The 21,715-nt window shown below is 71.8% G+C and carries 19 protein-coding genes; 11 read left to right on the forward strand and 8 right to left on the reverse strand.

Annotated features, from left to right (window positions below; translation table 11 throughout):
• Positions 1–16: 16 nt before the first annotated feature.
• From BJ993_RS18140 to BJ993_RS18150, 3 genes are read left to right on the forward strand one after another with little or no spacing between them, the layout of a single operon-like run.
• Entirely contained in the window at positions 17–916 is a 900-nt protein-coding gene (locus BJ993_RS18140; RefSeq protein WP_179650380.1) for an ABC transporter ATP-binding protein, read from the forward strand.
• A complete protein-coding gene (locus tag BJ993_RS18145; RefSeq protein ID WP_179650382.1) occupies positions 913–1,992 on the forward strand; it encodes an ABC transporter permease in 1,080 nt (359 codons plus the stop codon). The genes BJ993_RS18140 and BJ993_RS18145 overlap by 4 nt, the downstream gene beginning before the upstream one ends.
• A 56-nt stretch (positions 1,993–2,048) precedes the next feature.
• Positions 2,049–4,112 (forward strand): cation:proton antiporter, encoded by a 2,064-nt coding sequence (locus BJ993_RS18150; RefSeq protein WP_179650384.1) that lies wholly within the window; start codon positions 2,049–2,051, stop codon positions 4,110–4,112.
• Between the two features lie 5 nt (positions 4,113–4,117).
• Here BJ993_RS18150 and BJ993_RS18155 read toward each other — a convergent pair whose 3' ends face one another.
• Genes BJ993_RS18155 through BJ993_RS18170 form a run of 4 tightly spaced genes read right to left on the reverse strand, consistent with a single transcriptional unit; the run spans position 4,118 to position 9,334 of the window.
• Positions 4,118–5,899, reverse strand: a complete 1,782-nt coding sequence (locus BJ993_RS18155; RefSeq protein ID WP_179650385.1) for a hypothetical protein — start codon at positions 5,897–5,899, stop codon at positions 4,118–4,120.
• A gap of 7 nt (positions 5,900–5,906) precedes the next feature.
• Entirely contained in the window at positions 5,907–7,235 is a 1,329-nt protein-coding gene (locus BJ993_RS18160) for an FHA domain-containing protein (RefSeq protein WP_179650386.1), read from the reverse strand.
• Between the two features lie 4 nt (positions 7,236–7,239).
• Positions 7,240–7,674, reverse strand: coding sequence for a hypothetical protein (locus BJ993_RS18165; protein WP_179650387.1), 435 nt, complete (start codon positions 7,672–7,674; stop codon positions 7,240–7,242).
• Between the two features lie 43 nt (positions 7,675–7,717).
• On the reverse strand, positions 7,718–9,334 hold the full coding sequence (locus BJ993_RS18170; protein WP_207009980.1) for an FAD/NAD(P)-binding protein: 1,617 nt from the start codon (positions 9,332–9,334) through the stop codon (positions 7,718–7,720).
• Positions 9,335–9,510: 176 nt separating this feature from the next.
• Between BJ993_RS18170 and BJ993_RS18175 the strand changes: the two genes are divergently transcribed.
• Together BJ993_RS18175 and BJ993_RS18180 are read left to right on the forward strand one after the other, a co-directional pair.
• Positions 9,511–10,323, forward strand: a complete 813-nt coding sequence (locus BJ993_RS18175) for a protein kinase domain-containing protein (protein ID WP_036541195.1) — start codon at positions 9,511–9,513, stop codon at positions 10,321–10,323.
• Positions 10,323–11,852 (forward strand): hypothetical protein, encoded by a 1,530-nt coding sequence (locus BJ993_RS18180; RefSeq protein ID WP_179650388.1) that lies wholly within the window; start codon positions 10,323–10,325, stop codon positions 11,850–11,852. The genes BJ993_RS18175 and BJ993_RS18180 overlap by 1 nt, the downstream gene beginning before the upstream one ends.
• Before the next feature lie 16 nt (positions 11,853–11,868).
• Here BJ993_RS18180 and BJ993_RS18185 read toward each other — a convergent pair whose 3' ends face one another.
• Positions 11,869–12,738, reverse strand: a complete 870-nt coding sequence (locus BJ993_RS18185) for a protein phosphatase 2C domain-containing protein (protein ID WP_179650389.1) — start codon at positions 12,736–12,738, stop codon at positions 11,869–11,871.
• Entirely contained in the window at positions 12,735–13,436 is a 702-nt protein-coding gene (locus BJ993_RS18190; protein WP_051931451.1) for a vWA domain-containing protein, read from the reverse strand. Before BJ993_RS18190 ends, BJ993_RS18185 begins: the two co-directional genes overlap by 4 nt.
• Positions 13,437–13,553: 117 nt before the next feature.
• Between BJ993_RS18190 and BJ993_RS18195 the strand changes: the two genes are divergently transcribed.
• Genes BJ993_RS18195 through BJ993_RS18205 form a run of 3 tightly spaced genes read left to right on the forward strand, consistent with a single transcriptional unit; the run spans position 13,554 to position 17,257 of the window.
• A complete protein-coding gene (locus tag BJ993_RS18195; RefSeq protein ID WP_051931453.1) occupies positions 13,554–14,882 on the forward strand; it encodes a protein kinase domain-containing protein in 1,329 nt (442 codons plus the stop codon).
• Positions 14,883–14,892: 10 nt separating this feature from the next.
• Positions 14,893–16,800: an FHA domain-containing protein gene (locus BJ993_RS18200; protein ID WP_179650390.1), complete on the forward strand. Its 1,908-nt coding sequence runs from the start codon at positions 14,893–14,895 to the stop codon at positions 16,798–16,800.
• Positions 16,801–16,849: 49 nt separating this feature from the next.
• Positions 16,850–17,257, forward strand: a complete 408-nt coding sequence (locus BJ993_RS18205; RefSeq protein WP_179650391.1) for a calcium-binding protein — start codon at positions 16,850–16,852, stop codon at positions 17,255–17,257.
• Between the two features lie 35 nt (positions 17,258–17,292).
• Here BJ993_RS18205 and ku read toward each other — a convergent pair whose 3' ends face one another.
• Positions 17,293–18,219: a non-homologous end joining protein Ku gene (ku, locus tag BJ993_RS18210; RefSeq protein ID WP_179650393.1), complete on the reverse strand. Its 927-nt coding sequence runs from the start codon at positions 18,217–18,219 to the stop codon at positions 17,293–17,295.
• A gap of 52 nt (positions 18,220–18,271) precedes the next feature.
• Here ku and lhgD point away from each other — a divergent pair, with 52 nt between their 5' ends.
• Genes lhgD through ligD (BJ993_RS18225) form a run of 3 tightly spaced genes read left to right on the forward strand, consistent with a single transcriptional unit; the run spans position 18,272 to position 21,334 of the window.
• Positions 18,272–19,465 carry an L-2-hydroxyglutarate dehydrogenase gene (gene lhgD, locus BJ993_RS18215; RefSeq protein ID WP_179650394.1) on the forward strand — a complete coding sequence of 398 codons (1,194 nt, stop codon included), beginning with the start codon at positions 18,272–18,274 and terminating at the stop codon, positions 19,463–19,465.
• A 7-nt stretch (positions 19,466–19,472) separates the two neighbouring features.
• Complete coding sequence (ligD, locus tag BJ993_RS18220; protein ID WP_308645621.1) at positions 19,473–20,417, forward strand: non-homologous end-joining DNA ligase; 945 nt, start codon at positions 19,473–19,475, stop codon at positions 20,415–20,417.
• Positions 20,417–21,334 (forward strand): non-homologous end-joining DNA ligase, encoded by a 918-nt coding sequence (gene ligD / locus BJ993_RS18225; RefSeq protein ID WP_179650395.1) that lies wholly within the window; start codon positions 20,417–20,419, stop codon positions 21,332–21,334. Before ligD (BJ993_RS18220) ends, ligD (BJ993_RS18225) begins: the two co-directional genes overlap by 1 nt.
• On the opposite strand, the gene BJ993_RS18230 is transcribed toward ligD (BJ993_RS18225), so the two are convergent.
• Positions 21,331–21,708, reverse strand: coding sequence for a hypothetical protein (locus BJ993_RS18230; protein WP_179650396.1), 378 nt, complete (start codon positions 21,706–21,708; stop codon positions 21,331–21,333). The genes ligD (BJ993_RS18225) and BJ993_RS18230 overlap by 4 nt on opposite strands.
• Positions 21,709–21,715: the final 7 nt, after the last annotated feature.

The following is a 21,715-nucleotide window of genomic DNA, read 5'->3' on the forward strand; positions in this document are numbered from 1 at the left end:
TCCTAGGGTCGCGGTGATGTCCGCGATCGACGTGCAGGACCTGACCAAGCGCTACGGCGACCTCACGGCCGTCGACGGCGTGACGCTCCAGGTCGCCGAGGGTGAGTTCGTCGGCGTCCTGGGGCCGAACGGCGCCGGCAAGACGACCCTGCTCGAGATGATCGAGGGGCTGCGGAAGCCCGACGGCGGCGAGGTGCGGTTGCTGGGGGAGCCGGTGTGGCCGCGGAACCCGCGGCTGCAGCCGCGCATCGGCGTCCAGCTGCAGGCCTCGTCGTTCTTCGAGCGGCTCACCGCGCGCGAGCAGATCCGCACCTTCGCCAGCCTGTACGGCGTCGGCGCCGGTCCCGCGGACGAGTGGCTCGAGCGGGTGGGGCTCACCGACAAGGCCGGCGCACGGGTGGAGGACCTCTCCGGGGGCCAGGCCCAACGGCTGTCGATCGCCTGCGCGCTGGTGCACGACCCGGAGCTGGTCTTCCTCGACGAGCCGACGGCCGCACTCGACCCCCAGGCGCGGCGCAACCTGTGGGACCTGCTGTCGTCGATCAACGAGAGCGGGCGCACGGTCGTACTGACGACGCACTACATGGACGAGGCGGAGGTGCTCTGCGACCGGGTGGCGGTCATGGACCGCGGCCGGATCCTGCAGTTCGACACCCCGGCGGCGCTGGTGCGCGGCCTGGACGCACCCGCGCGGATCACGGTCGCCCCCGGCACGCTGACGGCGGACCAGGCGGCGGCGATCCCCGGCGTGAGCGATGCTGCCGAGGACCTCGACGGCGTGGTCCTGGTGACCCGCGACCCGGCGGGCGTGCTGACCGCCCTCGCGGCCGGGGACCACCTGGCCGGGGTGAGCGTGCGCACCGGCACCCTCGAGGACGTCTTCCTGTCGCTGACCGGACGGGAGTACCGGGCATGAGCCGTCGCCTCGAGGGCTCGCCCTTCCTGGCCCTGTCCGTCGCGATCCTGCGCGGCTTCCTGCGCGACCGCGCCGCCGTGTTCTTCGCCGTCGTCTTCCCCCTGATGTTCCTCGTGCTCTTCGGCGGCCTGCTCGGCAACCAGGACCAGTCGAAGGTCGACCTGGTCAAGGTCGGCGCGGTGCCGCTGGTCGACGAGCTCCCCGACGACGCGCGGGCGGCCTTCGACCACACCTTCGAGGTCACCGACGAGGACGACCTCGCCGCGGCGCTGGAGGAGGTGCGCAAGGGCGACGCCGACGTCGCGATCGAGCAGCGCGGCGACGAGCTGGTCGCGCACTACACCCAGACCGACCAGGTGAAGGCCGCGGTCACCCAGGGCACGCTGCGGGCCTTCGTGGACGGGGCCAACGTGGCGGCGACCGGCGAGCCGCCGACGTACACGTTCACCGCGGAGCGGGTCGAGGACGACTCGCTCTCGGTGATCCAGTTCGTCACCCCCGGGCTGCTCGGCTGGGCGGTCGCGATGAGCGCGGCCTTCGGGTCGGCCGCGACCCTGCAGGGCTGGCGGCAGTCCAAGCTGCTCCGGCGCCTCCAGCTGGCACCGGTCGGCACCGGCACGATCGTCGGCGCCCGGGTCGCGGTGACCCTGCTGATCGCGCTCGGCCAGCTCGCGATCTTCCTCGGGCTGGGCGCCGCGGCCTTCGGCCTCCGGCTGACCGGTTCGTGGTGGATGTCCGTGCCGCTCGTCGTCGTCGGCACGCTGTGCTTCATGGCCATCGGGCTGCTCGCCGGTGCGCTCGCGAAGACCACCGAGGGTGCGGTCAACCTCGCCAACTTCCTCGTGCTGCCGATGGCCTTCCTCAGCGGGTCCTTCTTCCCGCTCGACGGCGCCCCGACGTGGCTGCGGCGGCTCTCGGACCTGTTGCCGCTCAAGCACCTCAACGAGGGCATGCTCGACGTGATGGTGCGCGGCGAGGGGCCGGCCGCGGCCGTCGTACCGCTGGTCGTGCTGGCCGGCTTCGCGGTCGTGGTGACCCTGCTGGCGGCGAGATTGTTCCGTTGGGAGACGGCGTGAGGCGCAAGCCCTAGGGTGTCTGTTGCTCCGACCGACGTCGTCCTCGAGGAGAACCCATGCCCGCCCCCACCGTGCTCGTGGCGCCGCCCGCGACGGGACCCGTGCTCGACATCGCCGTCGTGCTCGGCCTGCTGGCGCTGATCATCGTCGTCGCGCGGATCGCCGGCACGCTGGTCGCCAAGGTCGGCATCCCGCCCGTCGTCGGGGAGATCGCCGCCGGTGTGCTGCTGGGCCCGAGCCTGCTCGGGATGGAGCTCAGCAACGACCTCTTCCCGACCGACCAGCGAGGCTTCCTCGACGTGCTCGCCCGCGTCGGCCTGGTGCTGTTCATGTTCGTGGTCGGGCTCGAGCTCGACCTGAAGCTGATCAAGGGCCGCGAGAAGGTCGCCGGGGCGGTGTCGGTCTGCTCGATCATCCTGCCGTTCTCGCTCGGCATCGGGCTGGCCCACCTGTTCGTCACCAGCGACGCCACCAAGGCGCTCAAGCCCGAGGGCGCGGACTTCTGGCCGTTCGCGCTCTTCATGGGCGCGGCGATGTCCATCACCGCCTTCCCCGTCCTCGCCCGGATCCTCACCGACCGCCGGATGCACCGCACGGAGACCGGAGGCCTCGCGCTGGCCTGCGCGGCGACCGACGACATCATCGCCTGGACCCTGCTGGCCGTCGTGCTCGCGATCGCAGGCGTCGACGGCGGCCACGGACACCTCCCGAGCTGGGCGATCTACCTCGCGATCCCGTTCGTGCTGCTGGCGATCTTCGTGGTCCGGCCCGCGCTCACCTGGCTCACCCGGGCCTACCACCGGGCCGGCGAGCTGACGCCGACGATCCTCTCGGTCGTGCTGGTCGGGATGCTGCTGTTCGCGGCCACCACCGAGGTGCTCGGCATCCACTACATCTTCGGCGCGTTCCTCTTCGGCGCGATCATCCCGCACGAGCAGGCCGCCGCCCTCCGCCACGAGATCCTGGTCCGGCTCGAGCAGATCTCGGTGCTCCTGCTCCTGCCCGTGTTCTTCCTGATCTCCGGCCTCAAGGTCAACATCCAGGGCCTCGGCACCGAGCACATCGTGCCGCTGCTGGCGATCCTGGCCGTGGCGATCGTCGGCAAGTACGTCGGCGCCTACGTCGGTGCGCGGTTGCAGAAGGTCCCGCACTGGCAGGCCAGCTCGCTCGGCCTGCTGATGAACACCCGCGGCCTGACGGAGCTGATCATCCTCAACGTCGGCCTGGAGAAGGGCCTGCTGTCGCCGGAGCTGTTCACGCTCATGGTGATCATGGCCCTGGTCACCACGGTGATGACCGGCCCGTTGCTCGGCTTCACCTACCCGCAGCGCCGGGTCGCGCGCGACATCGCCGAGGCCGAGCGGGCCGCGCTCGGCGAGGAGGCCGTCGACCGGATCCTCGTCCTCGCCCACGACGGCCAGGACAACCGGCTGCTCGTCGACCTGGCCATCGGCGCGCTCGGGGGCGCCCGTCCGGCCGAGATCGTGATCGCGGACCTGACCCCGCAGGGCCGCGCCCTCGAGGTCGGCAGCGGCATGTCGCTCGACCTCGCCGAGATGGCCGCGGCCATGGAGCGCCAACAGGTCCTGGTCCACCACGGTGAGGGCCAGGGCGTCCCGGTGCGGGTCATCGCCCACCCCTCGGCGGACGTCCAGGAGGACCTCGTCGAGCTCGTCGGGGTGCTGCAGCCCCAGGGCCTGGTGGCCTGGTCCGACGACCCGTCGCTCGACGCCGTCGTCGCGGCCAACGAGTCGCCCGTCGTGGTGGCTCCAGCGGGGACCCCGGTCCCGGACGCGGACGCGCCGGTCGTCGTACACGGGAGCAATGACACGGACGGCGACGCTGCGATCGTGCTCGGCGCGCGCCTGGCCCTCGTGCGCGGGACGACCCTGGAGGTCCGCGGCGACGGTCGCCGCACCACGGCAGCCCGCACGGCGCTGGCCGCGCGGGGCGTGCGGGTGGTCGACGCCGCCGAGGACGCCGGACCACTGGCCGCCGCGCCCCTCGTCCTGTCGGCCGCGTCCGCGGGGCAGGGCGGGATCACCGTGCGGGCCGAGCTGGACGCCGCGCCGACCGACTTCGCGACGGTCACCCTCGGCGAGGTCGCCGCCCCGGCCTGACGCCGTCAGCGGGTGATGCCGAAGCGCTCGGAGAGCGTGGTCCAGAACGACTGGTCGACGTCGGCCTGCCGGGCGAGGGCGACGTGGACGAGGTCCATGTCGGCGCGGAGCACGGCACGGGCGGCGGCGTGCCCGGGGTCGGCATGGCAGGCGTTCTCGATGGCGCTCGCCACCGTTGACAGCATGACGAGGTGGTCGACCTCCTGCTGGGGAGCGGGTTCGTGGTCCTGCTGCCGTCGTCGGCTCTCGGCCTCGAGCGCTGCTTCGGCCTGCGCGAGCCGAGCCGCGGTGGCCGGCGTCATGGTGGCCACCGCACCCCGCCCGAACTGTCCCAACGTCACGGCGAAGTCGGGGTCCTGGTCGACGCCGGCCGCGCGGGCGAGGAAGGTGGCCACCCACTCCGCCAGTTGCCGTTGACGTGCCGGCGCGAGGGTGCGGGCGGCCTCGTGGGCCTCCAGCCTGGGCACCATCAGGGCCGATCCCGACGGATGGGCGGCGAGGAAGCGCCGGACCAGCTCGGCGGAGAACTGCTCGCGTCGGGTCCCGCCCTCCAGCCGGCTGACCGCGTCCATGGTGCCGAAGGCCGCGTGGACCGTCCGCCAGACCGAGGTGGTGGCGTCAGGATGCACGGCAGCCTCGCAGGTGCCCGATGCCCACTGCTGGACGTTCAGGGTCCGGTAGCGGCTCTCCGAGAACATGTGGTCCGGATCCGTCTCGTCGTCCGGGGCGTCCCAGTCGTCGAGCTCCTCGGCGAGGCTGCCGTCGCGCAGGGCCCGGAACTCGGGGCTCTCCTCGAGGTGGCGGACGATCTCGTCCCACTCCGGGTCGCCGGGACCGACCGATCGCGCGGATGCGGTCCCGCCCTCGGCGTCGCTGGACACCACGACGTTGACGTTCACAGCCCAGCTCTCGCCGTCCTCGTCGTCATCGTCCCCGTAGCCCACGATCTCCTGCCAGTCGTCCTCGTGCTCCTTGAGGTTCTCCTCGGAGATCGCGCGATCGATCGCACCGAAGCGCTTGCGAGCCTGCTCGGGCAGCGGAGCGGGCGACGCGGACCTGAGTAGCTCGACCACGCAGCGGAAGTCGGGATCGTCGGCGAGCCCGCTCGCGGCGAGCACCTGGTCCACCGACCACGCCACCACCTCGCGCTGGGTCGGCGCGGGCAGCGCAGCGAGCGCGGTGACCAGCTCCGGGTACTCGCGGGCGAGCGCCGTCGATGAGGTGGTGTCGGCCTCCACGGACGCCGGCATCGGGTTGATCCTCACGACGTCCGTCCTGTCGACGTCGTGCCGCCCGAAGGCCACGCCGGTGAAGAGGTGGACCATCGCCGACCCGAGCGCGATCGGGTCGACCTCCTCGTCGTCCACGTGGGGAAGGACGAGCGCCCGGACGTCGGGTGGGAGGTCGCCCAACTCCTCGTCGTCGTACGGCGGGAGCTCCATCGAGGCCACCATCCGGCCCGCCTCCGCGCAGGCGAAGCGGATGCCGACGTTCTCGTTCCAGTAGACCGACGCGGCGCGGCCGTTCGGCGCGGCGAACGACGCCGGCACCAGGACCTCCGGGCGGTTGCCCTGGTAGCCGTTGGGCTCGACCGTCAGCGATCCACCGCCGAGCAGGCGGTGGAAGGCAGCGATGTCCTGGAGCTCGTCCTCGTCGACCGGCTCGTCGGGATCCGCGCCGAACAGCTCCATGAGCCTGGCCGGCGGCAGCCCCCCGACCACCGTGATGCAGGCGGCGACGTCGCCGACGACGTCGACGACCCAGCCGTACCGAGCCGCCGTGGTCATCGATGCATCAGCTGGAAGCGCCGGCGTGCGTGTTGAACGCCAGCGTGCGGTGCCCGATCCGGACCCGCGTGCCCTGCACGAGGACCTGCTCGGTGCCGGGCGGCATGCGCACCCAGTCCGGGGTCTTCGGGACGTGCACGAAGGTGCCGTTGGTCGAGTTGTTGTCGATCAGCACGACGTCCCAGCCCCGCATCTCGAGGCGTGCGTGCACGCGGGAGACCTGGTTGGACTGGTCGATGATCGGCAGCGGCCGGAACTCGCCCGACCCGATCCGCGGGTCGGCGTTCGGGTCGCGGCCCAGGAGGTAGGGGGTGTCCAGCTGGAACACCGCGCCGTCGTCGAGCACGATCACGCCCAGCGGCGGCCGTGGTCCGTTCACCAGCACCGGCGTCTGCTGGACCATGTTGATGCCGCAGACTGCGCAGAAGAGCACGCGCGGGTCGTTGAAGTGGCGGTTCTTGCAGTAGACGCCGCGGACCTGCTCCTGCGCCGCCTCGTCGACGACCTGTGAGGCGTCCTCGACGATGGGGAGCGGCTCGAAGTCGTCCATGTCCTCGTCGACGTCGTCGATGAGCACGGACTGGAAGCTGACCTGCTCGTCCGCGGGCTGCGGCGGCAGCGGGCGTCCCGCCACGGGCGGGACCGGCGCCGGGGGAGCGGGCGGGGCCGGCGGTGCGGCCACGACCGGCTCGGGCGCCGTGTCGGGCTCGGGAGCCTCGGGCTCGGCGGCGGGCGGCCGGTGGGCGGTGTGCCCGTGCCCGTGGTCGTGCCCGTGCTCGTGGTCGTGCACGGCCTCCGGCGCCGCCTCGGGCGCCTCCGCCATCGCCGGCTCGGCCGGCGCCATGACGGCAGCGGCCGTGCCGGAGCCGAGGGCGAACGAGCCCGCGGGGATCACCCCACCGTCGAGTCGGTACGACGACCCGTCGGCCGGCGCGGCAGCGCCCGCCAGCGTCACGCTGACGGACTCGACCGGCCAGGGGATCAGCCGCTCGACCCAGGCCAGCGAGTCGGCGCCGCTGAAGGAGTCGCCGTCGACGGTGACCGTGACGTCGCCGTCGACGAAGACCGCCAGGCCCGTGGTGTGGGGCGCGATGGCGGCGAAGCCGGGGGACTGGTCGACCGCGGTCGACAGCATCAGCGCGTAGCCGCGGACCAGCTGGCGGCCCTGGCCACCGTTGGCCGCGACGATCTCGGCGTGCTCGAGATAGGGCTTCACGACCTCCGGGTCGCTCGACCCGACGAGGAGCACCACGGACCCGATCCGGGCGAGGGTGCCCTCGCCGGGGCCGGGCACGATGCTCGCGCGGGACCAGTCGTCAGCAGTAGTGGCAGCCATGGCGTCACACGATCCTTCCACCGAAGAAGCGCCAGCGAATGAACGGAACGCGCATCGGGCCGTTGGTCCAGACCCAGATGACGAACCAGATGACGGCGAAGTCGATGAAGAACGCCCAGAAGGGCACGCCGTCGGAGGGGTAGTCGATGCCGGGGACGAGCTCGAGGTCGAGCAGCAGCCAGACCAGCGCGCCCTCGTTGATCGCGGTGATCAGGCCGAACATCGTCGGCCAGTCCTTCTCCCACCGGAACTGCTGGATGACGTGGTAGATCAGCTCCCAGACGATGCCGAGCACCAGCACCGCCGCCAGGATGATGTACGTCGTCCGGTAGTCCGGGTCGCCGGGCAGGATCGGCGTCAGGGCCAGCGTGATCAGCCCGCCGAAGACGACGAGCATGAAGATCCGGGTCTGGATCCGTCCGTTGAGGGTGGGCAGCATCAGCGCGCTCCGGTGGTCGAGGCGGTCAGGACGGGGCGGGCGCTCACGGGTTGCTCCCCGCGAGCCACTTCCACCACTGCACGGTCGAGCGCACCGGTCCGATCCTCTTGCAGAACCCGCGCTTGTTGAGGTCGCCGTAGATCTCCTGCGCCGCGACCTGCAGGCCGAGGAAGGTGTCGACGCCGGGGAAGTAGCCGCCCAGCGTGGTCGCGCCGGAGGCGTACATGGCGCCGCCGCCCGAGGCCGTGCCGATCAGCTCGAAGTTGCGGTCCACGTTGAGCCGGCCGACCGGGTTGCGGCTGGCGCCGCCGTGGTCGAGCAGGTCCTTGAGCAGCCGGTGCTCGGCGATGTCGGCCTCGAGGCCGGTGCAGTCGATCACGAAGTCGACCTCGAGCGGCACGACGCCCTGCGCCGTACGGACCTGGTTGAGGATCCGCGAGCCGCTCGGCTCCATGGCATCGACCGTGCCCACCACGCAGTTGTACCAGCCCTCGCGGCGGCCCTGGTTCATCTGCCGCTGCCAGCTCTTGCGCCACGGGGTGTTGGTGCCACCCATCCGCTTGTAGAGCTCCGCGCGCTCCTCGCCCTCCAGGTTGCGCACCTGGGCCTTGAGCTGGCCGCCCCACACCGACTTCGGGTAGTTGAAGCCCTGGTAGGCCCAGCCGTTGCCGCCGCGGCGGCGCATCGTGACCCGGGTCCTGCCGCCACCGGGACGCGGGTCGGACTCGTTGCCGTAGCCGTCGTTGGTGCCGTTGATGTAGGTCCGGAAGAGGTGGACGATGTTGGTCTGCGCGCCGAACTTCTCGCGGTCGTCCATCAGCCGCTGCAGGATGCGGGAGGCGACGATGCCACCGCCGCGCACGAGCACGGTGCTGGGCTTCTGCACGAGCCGCTCGTAGACGTGCTCGTGGGCCTCGTAGGCGTTGACGATGTGCTGGTAGTCGTTGTTCTCGGTGCGGTAGCGCTGCAGCTCCGGCAGGAACTTAAGGCCCGGGTAGCCCACCGCGAGGTGGACGTACTGCGAGCGGAACGCGACGCGCTTGGTGGCCGACGCGCCCTCGGGCGGGGTCAGGATCGTGAAGTACCCGCCGCCGTACCGACGGCGCACGATCCGGACCAGGCCCTTGACGAGCATCTCGTCGTAGTTGATCCGCTTGGACTCGCGCTCGAGCTGCTCGAAGACGTTGCCGGCCTTCGGGGTGTAGTAGTCGGAGAAGATCGGCTCGCTGAACAGGCCCCAGAGCACCTTGAGGTTGAACTTCTTGACGCCCTCGGCGAAGCCGTACGACGGGAAGCCCCAGATGTTGTCGGGACGCGACGCCGAGTCGGAGCGGATCCGCTCGGGGCGCGGCACCTGCGAGACCCGGGTGAGGTACTCGTAGGTCTGCCACGGGAAGTCGAGGGTGCTCAGGACCCGCATCTGCGAGGTCGGCACGCCCGCGATGCGCAGGTAGTCGACCGTGACGAAGCTGCCGATGCCGCCGCCGACCGTCACGAAGGGGACGTCGACGATAGGGATGCCCGCGGCCGCGACGAGCTCGTCGGTCCAGAAGTCCGTCTGCAGCATCTGGTCGGTGAGGTCGCCGGTGATCGGCTGCGCCGGCAGGTACGTGGACGGATCGGTGGTGGGGACGACTGATGCCGCCGAGGGGTCGATCAACGGTGCCTCCTGGGTCGCTGATGGCGTCCGGAACGCTACACCGGCTACCCGGGGTCGCGCCCCATGAATCCTTGCACCACCAGCGGATCGAGTGGAGGGTTTCCGGGTGGAGAAGGGGTGGCAACGTGCCATGCTGGGACTTGGCCACCGGCCCGACCGACACCACGGAGGACCCTGTGCAGGGAATCGCTGACTACGAGTTCGTCCGCCCCCTGGGCGAGTCGAACTACGGGACCAACTATCTCGCCAAGGCGCCCGCACGGCTCGGGATCGGTGCCGGCGAGGTGGTCGTGAAGGTGATCGCCGGCCCGACGTCCGACGACGCCTTCCGCCGCGCGACGCGCGAGCTCAAGCACTTCAGCGTCGCCGACTCGGACCGCCTCGTCGCGGTCTACGACGCCGGCCGCCACGGAGGCGCGTTCTACTACGCGATGGAGTTCCTCCCGCTCGGCTCGCTGGAGAAGCCCCACGGTGAGTTCGGTACGGCGGCCCGCGTGGCCGCCGTCCGCGACGCGGCCCTGGCCGCCCACGCGCTGCACGAGCGCGGCATCGCCCACCGCGACATCAAGCCGGCCAACATCCTGCTCGCCGAGGACGGCGGCCGGCTGTCCGACCTCGGCCTCTCGCAGCTGCTCTCGCCGGGCATGGTGACGACGGGCCTGGGCCAGATCGGCCTGGAGTTCACCGATCCGGCGATCATGCTCGGCGCTCAGGCGTCGCGGGCCAGCGACATCTGGTCGCTGGGCGCCTCGCTGCACTTCGCGATCGCGGGCAAGGGGGTCTACGGCGACCTGAAGGGCACCGAGCCGCTGCTCCTGGTCCGCTCGATCCTCGCCTCGCAGCCGACCATCTCCGACCAGCTGCCGGCGAGCGCGCGCGAACTGGTCGAGGCGTCGCTGGCCACCGACGTCGCCGTCCGTCCCCGCACCGCCGCCGAGGTCGCCGACCGGATCTCGGGCATCCTCGCCGAGCTCGGCACCACGGTGTGATGGAGCTCCACGACGCGATCCGCTCCGTCGTCGTCCAGCACGGCAGCGCGATGCTGTCGGACGGCGCCGGCTTCCGGGGTGTCCTCGACGACGTGTTGGAGGAGGACCAGGCGACGACGGGTGACATCAACCTGCTCGTCGACGCCGTCCGCTTCGACGTGATGTCGCCGCTGGTCGCCATGATCGACAGCGGCGCCGACGTCTCCCGCGCCGTCGAGGAGGCCGGTGCGCGGCTGGCCCGTGAGCGGGGTGGGGACGACTCGGCCGCCGCGAGCTGGGCCGCAGCCGTGCTCGGCTACGCGCTCGGCAAGGTGCCCGAGGCGATCGTGCTGCGCTACCGCTCGCAGCGCCCGCCGAGCCACCTGCCGCCGCCGAGCACGCCGCCCACGACCCCGCCGGCGCCGCCCGTGCAGTCGCCGCCGCCCACGGTGTGGCCCGGGCAGGGGCAGCCTGCCCCGTCGGTCACGCCGGGCTACGGCTCCGCGCCGCAGCCGGTCGCGCCGGCGCCGTACACGGGCTATCCGGCGGCGCCGGGCTTCAGCTCCCCGCCGCCCCGCAAGGGCAAGGGCCCGGTCGTGTGGGCCGCCGCCGCGGTGGCGGGCATCGTCGTCGTCGGCGGCGTCATCGCCGGCGTCGTACTGGCGTCGAGCGGCGACGACGACCCGGGGAAGAAGTCGGACGAGAAGTCCGGCCCGAAGTCCCCCGAGGTCGACGTCGATCCGGCCGCCATCGACGGCCGCTACGACGCGCTGGCCTCGAAGATCACCGAGGGCGCGAGCGACTGCAAGGCGGCGACCGCCTCGTCCGGCGAGAAGGAGGTCGTCGAGTGCACGGTCAACGCCGGGACCCTGCGGCTGGTCACCTACGCCGACCAGGCCGCGGCCGAGGCGGCGCGCACGTCGCGGCTCGACTACCGCTCGGGCACGATGACGGCCGACAACGGTTCGACGGCGCTCTACGAGTTCGACCCTGAGCGCGGTGGGACCAGCGACCCCGCCGTCGTCTACTGGGACAGCACGACGGCCCTGCAGTCGGCGACGCTGACCGCCTCGGGCAGCGCCAAGATCGACGCCCTGACCACCCTGTACGACGCCACCTCGCCGCGCGTCGCCGTGCCGACCGCTCCCGCCCACCCGGTGCTGCGGGAGTTCATCGACATCAACATGGACGTGGCCGGATGCGAGCGGCAGCGCACCTTCTTCGAGGGCGAGACCGAGGAGAGCTCCTGCAAGGCCGACGTCGAGGGCATCGTCGTCAACGTCGGGCGCTACAACACCCGCAAGGGCATGGTCGAGGACCGCAAGTACTACAAGGGCAAGTACGACGAGGCCGCGACCCAGGGCGGCGGCGGCACGTGGCGCTTCGGCGAGGGCAAGGGCGAGGGCGCCTACTACGCCTACCTCGACGACGGCACGGCCGCGCTGTACTGGGACTGGAACAAGTCCGACTGCTACTGCTACGGCATCGCGTGGAGCTTCGAGGGGAAGCTGAAGAAGCTCGAGGACTGGTGGCCCGGCGAGGGCGAGTGACCGTCGGCCCGGGCTCCTAGCCCTCCGGCACCGGCACCGTGTCGGCGAGGTCCGGGCGGCTGACGCCGGCGATGTCGGAGCGCACCAGCAGCGCCATCGTCGTGTCGTCGCCGCCGACCTGGGCCGGCTCGGCGAGCCAGTCCGGCAGCTGCTCGCGGATCCAGTTCAGGCCGCGGCTGCGGCTGAACTCCAGCAGCTGCTCGCCAGTCTGGCGCCACCAGCCGTCGCTGTCGACACGGGGGCGGCCGAAGCCGTCGGTGCACAGGAACGCCAGCGCCACGTCGTCGACCTGGGCGTCCACCACGGCCGTCCGCAGCGCCTCCAGGGGGCGGGGCTGGCACAGCGAGCTGGTGTGCAGGCCGTCGAGGTCGGGGTCGTCGGGCAGCGGCCGGACGGCCTCGCCGTGCGCCGAGACCAGCACCGAGTCGCCGTCGCCGATCTGGAGGAAGAGCACGAGGTCGGCGACCGCGGCGGCGGCCAGGATCGTCGTACCGTAGGCGCGCAGGGGGTCCTCCCCGGCGCCGAGCGCCAGCTCGGCCTCGGAGTACGGGTTGGCCTCGAGGTGGTGGCGCACCTTCGCGGTCCAGGTGTCGACCAGGCCCTCGGCCGCCGTGCGGAGCAGCTCCTCGGCCGCGGCGTGGTCCGCCTTCGCCGCCACGTCGGGCAGGATCCGGCGCAGCTCCTCGACGGCGCTGACGACGGCGAGCGCGGCGCCTGTGTCGCTGCGGAAGTGGAGCTTGTGGCCGTGGCCGTCGGCCACCGCCACGACGGCGTGGCCGCCCTCGGGGTCGGTCCAGGTCAAGACGGCGTCCTGCAGGGGGAGCTCGTCACGGACGTGCACGGACCCGATCGAGGAGCCGGACAGCGTGGTCCAGCGAACGGTCATCCGAGGGTGCTCCAGATCGGGTCACCGATCGGGCTCGGGGGTGCCGCATTGACTCCGCTGCCCGGCCCGACGACGGGACGGGAGGCGACCTTGCTGGCGGCCTTGGACGCCCAGACGATGTACTCGACGAGCTGCTCGGGGTTGTCCGCGCGCAGCAGCGGCACGTCCTCGTCGCCGATGAAGCGGCGCATCGAGTGCATGTCCGCGTCACGGCCGACGCCGAGCGCGAGACGGACCGCGGTCGCGCCCCAGCGGTTGTTGAGCAGCGTCTGGAGGCCCTCCGCGAAGGAGATGCCGCTGCTCTGCGTCGGGCGGCCGTCGGAGACGAGGATGATCGCGGGCGGGAAGGCGCTGTTGCTCTCGTCGAGGTGGTCGAGCGCCTCGGCGAGCGTCTGCAGCGCGCTGCCGAGCTCGGTGAAGCCCCGCGGCACCGCCTCGAGGCGCTTCCAGTGGATCTGGTCCACCGGCGTGGGCTCCTCGATGATCCACTGCGGCTCGTTGGCGAACGCGAGGACGCGGACCAGGAGCTCGGCGTGCGGGTTGGCGCGCGCCTCGTCCTTGAGGTGGGGGAGCACCTCGGTGATGGCGTTGTTCAGCGCCTGGATGCGGCCGCCGCGCAGCATCGAGCCCGACACGTCGAGCACGAAGATGAAGTGCAGGGGCTTGCGCGCGAGCGCGCCACCGAGCCGGTCACTCATCGCGCCTCCTTCGGACGGCCGGGGTTGGCAGGGTCGTTGGTTTCAACTATCCCCGATCTGTCGAGGTTATAGCCTGTCACGGGTCAAGGAACGCGATAACGGAGGTCGGACACACCGATGGTGCTGGCAGAGGGTGTCGAGGTCGACCTCGGCCCGTTGGGGCGAGCCCGGGTGATGTCGCTGCTCGGGCAGGGAGGCCAGGGCTACGTCTTCGAGGTGCGTCGCGACTCCGGTGAGCCCTTGGCGCTGAAGTGGTACAAGCCCGAGAGCGCGACCGCCCAGCAGTACGACGAGATGCAGCAGCTGGTCGAGATCGGCTCCCCGCACCAGCGGTTCCTGTGGCCGTTGAGCATGGCGCGGGTCCCGACCGAGCCCAGCTTCGGCTATGTCATGCACCTGCGGCACCAGCGCTTCCTCGAGCTCAGCTACCTGCTGCTCAACGCCGACCGCGACGGCAAGCCGCTCGACGTGTCCTTCTCGTCGATCATCGAGCTGTGCCGCCAGCTGAGCTACAGCTTCCTGCGCCTGCACGCGCGGGGCCTGTGCTACCGCGACATCTCCTTCGGCAACGTCTTCTTCGACCCCGGCAACGGCGACGTGCTGATCTGCGACAACGACAACGTCGGGATCGACAACGGGACCGGGCGGGTGCTCGGCACGCCGTACTTCATGGCGCCGGAGGTGGTGCGCGACACGACCTACCGCACGCTGCCCAACACCGACACCGACCGGCACTCGCTGGCCGTCCTGCTCTTCTACTCGCTCTTCCTCGGCCACCCGCTCGAAGGAGCACGCACCGACGCGGGCATGCGCGACGCGCACTGGCTGATGACCCACTTCGGCACCGACCCGCTCTTCTGCATGCACCCGACGCGCACCGACAACCGGCCGGCGCAGATCGTGCAGCAGTACTGGAACATCTACCCGCAGTTCCTGCGCGACCTGTTCGTGCAGGCGTTCGTCGACGGCATCGACCAGCCGGGTGCGCGGGTCACCGAGGGCCAGTGGATCAAGGCGATGGACCGGCTGCGCGACGGCATCCTCGCCTGCCCGACCTGCGGCACCACGAACTTCTGGGCGCCGGGCGACGACACGGTGACCTGCTGGCAGGACGGCACGGAGTTCCGGCCGCCGTACCTCCTGCAGGTCGGGCGGCGCACCATCGCGGTCGGCCCGCAGAGCACGATCCGCTCCGACCACCTCACCTCGGGCACCGACCACCCGACCGTCCTGGCCCGCGTCCGGCAGCACCCCGACGCCCCGGACCGCTGGGGTCTGCACAACGCCTCCGACTTCTCGTGGCCCATCGCCTATCCCGGCGGACAGAACTTCCTGCTCGAGCCCGACCGCACGATCGAGCTGGTCGAGGGCGCGCGCATCCAGATCCGGAATTCCACCGTGCAGGTGCGTCGCCCGAGCGCGTCCGCCGCCGCACCGAACGCATAGGGTGACCGCCATGTCTGCTCTCGTGGTCGAGGTCGACGGCCGCGTCCTCCGACTGGACGGCAAGTCGTCGTACCGCATCGGTCGTGCCATCGAGGCCGACGTCGTGCTGACGGCCGGGTCCGTGTCCCGGCAGCACGCGGAGATCCGCCTCGTCGACGGGGCGTGGGTCCTGGTCGACGCCGGCAGCCAGTTCGGCACCTTCGTCGACGGCGAGCGGATCACGGAGCACGCCGTGGACCGCCGGATCGCCGTCCGCTGTGGTCCGCCCGCGCCAGGCGCGGAGCTGATGGTCGTCCCCGCCGAGCAGTACGACGACGCGTCGGCCACGCCCAGCGCCCCGGCCCCGCCCCCGCCCATGCCGGGCCCATCCCAGCTCGACGAGCCGACCAGCGTCCCGGCGGTCCCGGTCGCCCCGTCCGCGCCGCAGCCGACGAGCGTCGCCCCGCGGCCGGACGTGGCGCCGCCGGGGTCCGACCGGTTCGCGCCGCCCGGTGCGGTGCCGCCCGCGGCACCTCCGGCGGTCGTGCCCCCGGCGGCCGGGCCCGCGACGCCTGCCCTCGGTGTGCCTGCCGCGCCGCCCGCGCCGGGTGCTCGCCCCGCCGGTGCCCCGGGCCTGCCGCCCGCGATCGCCGGCAACGACGCCACCCAGATCCTCGCGGCCGCGCCGCGCCCCGCCGCTCCGGGCCAGGCCGGCCCGGTGCCGCAGCGCACCGGTCCCGACCTGCTGCTCGTCGTCGAGGGCCGCGAGCACCGCTTCCGCCACCCGGCCCAGATCACGATCGGCCGGCGCAGCGACTCCACGGTCGTCGTCGCCGACCCGGCCTGCTCGCGCGCGCACGGCCGGATCGACGCCCAGCCGGGCGGCTGGAACTACACCAACCTCTCCAACGAGGGCACCTGGCTCGACGGCCGCCGGATCGACAACCACCGCTTCGACGAGCGGATCGCGGTGCGCCTGGGCCACCCGGTCGCCGGCACCGAGCTGACCCTCGTCCCGATCCTCTCGGCGGCCGAGGAGGAGCGCCGCATCGCCCGCCGGCGCCTGCGCCGGCGCCTGGCGATCATCGGTGCCGCCGCGGCGGCCGTGCTGCTCATCGCGGGCGTCCTCGGCGCAGCCTGGTTGATCGGCCGCGACGACGACGGAGACCGGCGGGCCGACGGCGGCAGCTCGCAGGAGCCCGGCACCGGCAGCGACAGCTCGATGGACTCGCTCAGCGACGCCGAGCTCGACTCGGCGAAGGCCGCCGCCGTGAAGATCACCGGCGACAGCGTCGACTCCAGCGGCCAGCAGTTCAGCTATGGCGGCTCGGGCTCGATCATCCGCAAGGACGGCCTGATCCTCACCAACGCCCATGTCGCCGCCCCCGAGTCGCCGGGGCTGAGCGAGCAGTATGACGGGTTGGATATCGCAAACCCCGAGTTCTTGCTGATCCACTTGACAGATGGGATGACGGACACGAACGCGCCCGCGTCGTACCGCGCGCGCGTGATCCAGGCGGACGGCTACCTCGACGTCGCCGTCATCCAGATCTACGCCAAGGCCGACGGGAGCGAGCTCGACGGCGACCTCGACTTGCCGACCGTGCCGATCGGCTCCTCCGGCGAGCTTCGTGCAGGTGACGACGTCACCGTGCTCGGCTTCCCGGCCGTGGCCCGGTCAGAGGACTCGATCACCGTCACCACGGGCGTCATCTCGACGGTCATCAACGACCCAAACCTCGGGCCGCGCTCCGAGCTCGACACCGACGCCCGCATCGCGCCGGGCAACTCGGGCGGCATGGCGATCAACAACGACGCGGAGCTGATCGGCATCCCGACCGCGTTGTTCGCCGATCGCGAGACGTTCGTCACCAGCGGGCGAATCCGTTCGATCGATGCCGTCAAAGGTCTGATCGAACGCGCGTTTGCAGCCAGTTGATTCTGGAAGTGAAGACATTCGACACCGATATCTCGGAAAGGAACCCTCGATGGGACGACGACTCGGCGTCATCATTCTTCTCAGTACTGCTTTGGCGGTCGGATTTGCAGCACCGAGTTCAGCTGCCGTCATCAACGGAACGTCGGGCCCCGACACACTTCGGGGTACCAGTTCAGCAGATGAGATCTACGGCCACGGCGGCAATGACGTCATCTCGGATGGCGCTGGGAACGACAGCATCTGGGGCGGCTATGGTGCCGACGACATCGGCATCTTCGGAGGGCTCGACCATGTTTGGGCAGGGCCAGGCAACGACCGACTGGTGATCAACCTGACGGGGCCGGCAGTTCGTGATGTCGTTGAGTGTGGGCCGGGCTATGACAGCGTGGTGGTCCGATACCTGGACGGCGGCGCGGCGCCGATCTTGAGTGGCTGCGAGGACGTCACCTACTGGTAGCGATCCGTCGTCGCGTGGACGCCGATCCCGGGCAGTCAGCTGGCCCTCTTGGTCGCGGCCTTCTTGGTCGCGGCCTTCTTGGCAGGAGTCTTCTTCGCCGCGGTCTTCTTGGCAGCCGCCTTCTTCGCCGGGGCCTTCTTCGCGGCCGCCTTCTTCGCGGGCGCGGGCTCGCTCTCGCCACGGCTAGTCTTGGCCGCCTCCACGGAGCGCTGCAGCGCGGCCAGCAGGTCGACCACCTCGCCGCCCGTCTTGGCCGACGTCTCGGTGCGCTGGACCTCGCCGCCCTCGATCTTCGCCTTGACCACCGCGTTGACGGCATCGGCGTAGTCGTCCTCGAACTCCGACGGATCGAAGTCACCGGACAGGGTCTCGATGAGCATCTGCGCCATCTTGACCTCGGCGTCCTTGACCTCGCCCGTCTCGACCTTGAAGTCGGGCTGGCGGATCTCGTCGGGCCACATCATGGTCTGCAGGACGATCACCTCGCCGGCCTCGGTCTCGCGGACCCGCAGCACCGCGGTGGTCGTCCGCTGGCGCAGGGCCACGGTCACGACCGCCATCCGCTTCGAGTCGAGCAGCGCCTGGCGGAGCAGGGCGTAGGGCTTGGCGCCGGTGCCCTCGGGCTCGAGGTAGTAGCTCTTCTCGAAGAGCATCGGGTCGATCTGGTCGACCGGGACGAACTTCTCCACGGCGATCTCGCGCGAGGAGGTCGTCGGCAGGTTGGCCATGTCGTCGTCGGTGAGGATGACCATCTCGCCGTCCTCGGTCTCGAAGCCCTTGGCGATGTCGGAGTACGGCACCTCCTCGCCGTCGATCGAGCACACCCGCTGGTACTTGATCCGGCCACCGTCCTTGGCGTGGACCTGCCGGAACGAGACGTCGTGGCTCTCGGTCGCGCTGTAGAGCTTGACCGGCACGCTGACCAGGCCGAACGAGACGGCACCCTTCCAGATCGCACGCATGTGCTGAGGGTACCCGTGGGCACCCCCACCAGCCGCCTGCGAGCATGACGGGGTGGAGCAGACCATCGGCATCGTCGGCGGCGGGATCGTGGGCCTCGCCGTCGGGCGGGAGGTCACGCTGCGCCGTCCGGGCACGCGGGTGGTGGTCCTCGAGAAGGAGGACCGGGTCGGCGCGCACCAGACCGGCCACAACTCCGGCGTCGTCCACGCGGGCATCTACTACCGGCCGGGCAGCCTCAAGGCCACGCTCTGCACGCGCGGCCGGCTGCTGCTGCGCGACTACTGCGCCGAGCACGCGCTGCCGTACGACGAGTGCGGCAAGGTCGTCGTCGCGGTCGACCGGGCCGAGATGGGGCGCTTCGACGCGCTCGAGCGGACGGCCCGGGAGAACGGGGTCCCCGGCCTGCGCCGGCTCGACGGCACCGCCCTGGCCGAGGTCGAGCCGCACGCCGTCGGGCTGGCCGCCCTGCACTCGCCGCGCACCGCGATCACCGACTACGTCGCCGTCGCCGAGCGGCTCGCCGCCGACATCGTCGCCGCCGGCGGGGAGGTGCACCTCTCGACGCCGGCCACGGCGATCTCCCGGACGGGCGGTCGCGTGCGGGTCACGACCCCCGGACCGTCGTACGACGTCGACCGGCTCGTGCTCTGTGGCGGGCTCCAGTCCGACCGGCTGGGCCGGCTGGCAGGCGGCGCCGCGGACCCGCGCATCGTGCCCTTCCGCGGGGAGTACCTCGCCGTGCGACCCGAGAAGCGGGACCTCGTGCGCGGCATGGTCTATCCCGTCCCCGACCCGCGCTACCCGTTCCTCGGCGTGCACTTCACCCGCCGGGTCGGCGGCGGGCTCGAGGTGGGGCCCAACGCGGTGCTCTCGCCCCACCGCGACGCCTACCGGCGCCGGTCGGTCAGCGCCGCCGACCTCGCCAGCACGGCGACCTGGCCGGGCTTCTGGCGGATGGCACGCCAGCACTGGCGTACCGGTGTCACCGAAGTGCGGGGCTCGCTGTCGGTCCGCTCCTACCTCAGGGGCGCGCAGCGCTACGTCCCCGGGATCGGCCCGGACGACGTGGTCCGCGCCGGCTTCGGCATCCGGGCCCAGGCCGTCGAGCGCGACGGCACGCTCGTCGACGACTTCCGGATCGACGTCCTCGGCGGCGTGCTGTGCCTCCGCAACGCCCCCTCGCCGGCCGCCACGTCGAGCCTCGCCATCGCGGAGCACGTCGCCGACGCGCTCGGTTGGGCATGATGACGCCGTGCCCGACCTCCTGCCGATGCTCGCCTCCCCGGGCACCCACGTCCCGCCAGGGGAGGACTGGCGCCACGAGGTGAAGTGGGACGGCGTGCGCGCGCTGACGCGCGTCTCCGGCGGCGTCGTCACGATGACGAGCCGCAACGCCAACCGGATCACCGCGGCCTGGCCGGAGCTCGCCACCGCGCCAGCGGTCGGCGACGACACCGTCGTCGACGGCGAGATCATCGCGCTCAACGAGCGCGGCGTCCCCGACTTCCGCGTCCTGGCGGACCGCATGCACGTGCGCAAGCCCGCGACGGTCGCGCGGCTCGCGGAGCGGGTGCCGGCGACGTACATGGTCTTCGACCTGCTCCGCCTCGACGGCGAGGACCTGTGCGCGCTGCCCCTCGAGGAGCGCCGTGCGCGCCTCGCCCGCCTCGACCTGGCCCGGTCCGGGTGGCAGGTGCCGCCCGAGTACGACGACGGCGCGATGCTCCTGGAGGCCACCCGCGCGCAGGGGCTCGAGGGGATCGTCAGCAAGCGGGCCGACTCGACCTACCGGCCCGGGCAGCGGACACCGCACTGGCTGAAGTTCCCGCACCGCCACCGCGGCTCCTTCGTCGTCGGCGGCTGGCGGCCGCAGACCGGCACCAGCGACCGGCTCGCCGCGCTGCTGGTGGGGGAGCCGACGCCGGACGGACTGATGTACCGAGGGCGGGTCGGCAGCGGGATCGGCGCGAAGCAGTCACGCCTGCTCGCCGAGCTGCTGGCCCCGCTGACCCGGACGGCCACCCCGTTCGCCGACGAGGTGCCGCGCGTCGACGCCACGGGCACCACCTGGGTGGAGCCCGTCGTCGTGGTCGACGTCGACACGCACGGGCTCGGCTACGCACGACTGAGGCAGCCGTCGTACCAGGGTGTGCGCTCCGACCTGGCACCCGACGACCTGATCGGAGGCACCGCCTGATGCCGAAGAAGCCCGAGCACCCGCAGACCGAGGTGCACGTCGACGTCGAGGGACGCACCCTGCGGCTGACCAACCTCGAGAAGGTGCTCTACCCGTCGACCGGCACCACCAAGGGCGAGGTGCTCGACTACTACGCGCGGGTCGCGCCGGTGCTGCTGCCGCACCTCGCCGGCCGGCCGGTGACCCGGATCCGCTGGCCGCACGGTGTCGGCGACATGAGCTTCTTCGAGAAGAACGCACCCGCCGGGACCCCGTCGTGGGTCCGCACCGCAGAGGTGCCGACGACGGGCAGCCGCGGGCCCAGCCGCCACGGCGACACCCTGCGCTTCCCGATCATCGACCAGCTCGCGACGCTCGTGTGGGCGGTGAACCTCGCTGCGCTGGAGCTGCACGTGCACCAGTGGACCGTCGACGACGACGGCGACCCGGTGGGTGCGGACCGGATCGTGATCGACCTCGACCCGGGCGAGGGCGCCGGGCTCCACGAGTGCTGTGGCGTCGCGCTGCTCGTGCGCGACGTGCTGGCCGAGCGCGGGTACGACGCCCTCCCGGTCACCAGCGGCAGCAAGGGGCTGCACCTCTACGCACCCCTCGACGAGCCCCTCCCGTCCGACGAGACCAGCGCGATCGCCAAGGAGATCGCCGAGGAGCTCCAGGCCGCGCACGGGTCGCTCGTCACCGCGACCATGACCAAGGCCCGGCGCCGCGGCAAGGTGTTCCTCGACTGGTCGCAGAACGCGGGGTCGAAGACCACCGTGGCGCCGTACTCCCTGCGCGGCACGCCGCGACCCCAGGTGGCCACCCCGGTCACCTGGGACGAGGTCGCCGAGGGCGCGGACGACCCGCTCGGGCTGGACCAGTTCTCGATGGCGCAGGTGCTCGAGCGCGTCGAGGAGTACGGGGACCTGTTCGCCTAGGCGTGTCGGCCGCGCCGGCGCATCCCGTAGACGTCGAACTCCGACACCACGCCCGCCGGGTCGCCCCCGGTGCCGACGGCGTGGGCCACCTCGTCGGGGGAGACGGCGTGGTCGGCCTCGTCGAGGGTGGCGTCGATGAGCATCTGGAACTCCGGCGACGGGTGGCTCACCCGCTGCGCGGTCGCCTCGATCCGCCAGCCCCGGCGGCCGAGGTCGTTGAAGAGGCCCATGAGGGTCGTGTTCTTCTCGGCGGCGATGCCCTCGAAGCCGTCGGCGGCCTCGATCAGGTACACCGGCCGCAGGACCGCGAGCGCGGCGGCGTCGTACAGCGGCACCCAGAGGCGCGCGTACTCGTAGACCCGCTGTCGGCTCACCCTTCCA

This window comes from Nocardioides aromaticivorans, assembly GCF_013408525.1.
Lineage (GTDB): Bacteria > Actinomycetota > Actinomycetes > Propionibacteriales > Nocardioidaceae > Nocardioides > Nocardioides aromaticivorans.

Coding starts and splice junctions, on each gene's coding strand:
- BJ993_RS18190 (WP_051931451.1), bottom strand. CDS start 13,436: ATGAGTGACCGGCTCGGTGGCGCGCTCGCGCGCAAGCCCCTGCACTTC.
- BJ993_RS18195 (WP_051931453.1), top strand. CDS start 13,554: ATGGTGCTGGCAGAGGGTGTCGAGGTCGACCTCGGCCCGTTGGGGCGA.
- BJ993_RS18140 (WP_179650380.1), top strand. CDS start 17: ATGTCCGCGATCGACGTGCAGGACCTGACCAAGCGCTACGGCGACCTC.
- BJ993_RS18180 (WP_179650388.1), top strand. CDS start 10,323: ATGGAGCTCCACGACGCGATCCGCTCCGTCGTCGTCCAGCACGGCAGC.
- BJ993_RS18200 (WP_179650390.1), top strand. CDS start 14,893: ATGTCTGCTCTCGTGGTCGAGGTCGACGGCCGCGTCCTCCGACTGGAC.
- BJ993_RS18185 (WP_179650389.1), bottom strand. CDS start 12,738: ATGACCGTTCGCTGGACCACGCTGTCCGGCTCCTCGATCGGGTCCGTG.
- BJ993_RS18160 (WP_179650386.1), bottom strand. CDS start 7,235: ATGGCTGCCACTACTGCTGACGACTGGTCCCGCGCGAGCATCGTGCCC.
- ligD (WP_179650395.1), top strand. CDS start 20,417: ATGCCGAAGAAGCCCGAGCACCCGCAGACCGAGGTGCACGTCGACGTC.
- BJ993_RS18145 (WP_179650382.1), top strand. CDS start 913: ATGAGCCGTCGCCTCGAGGGCTCGCCCTTCCTGGCCCTGTCCGTCGCG.
- ku (WP_179650393.1), bottom strand. CDS start 18,219: ATGCGTGCGATCTGGAAGGGTGCCGTCTCGTTCGGCCTGGTCAGCGTG.
- BJ993_RS18165 (WP_179650387.1), bottom strand. CDS start 7,674: ATGCTGCCCACCCTCAACGGACGGATCCAGACCCGGATCTTCATGCTC.
- BJ993_RS18205 (WP_179650391.1), top strand. CDS start 16,850: ATGGGACGACGACTCGGCGTCATCATTCTTCTCAGTACTGCTTTGGCG.
- BJ993_RS18150 (WP_179650384.1), top strand. CDS start 2,049: ATGCCCGCCCCCACCGTGCTCGTGGCGCCGCCCGCGACGGGACCCGTG.
- BJ993_RS18155 (WP_179650385.1), bottom strand. CDS start 5,899: ATGACCACGGCGGCTCGGTACGGCTGGGTCGTCGACGTCGTCGGCGAC.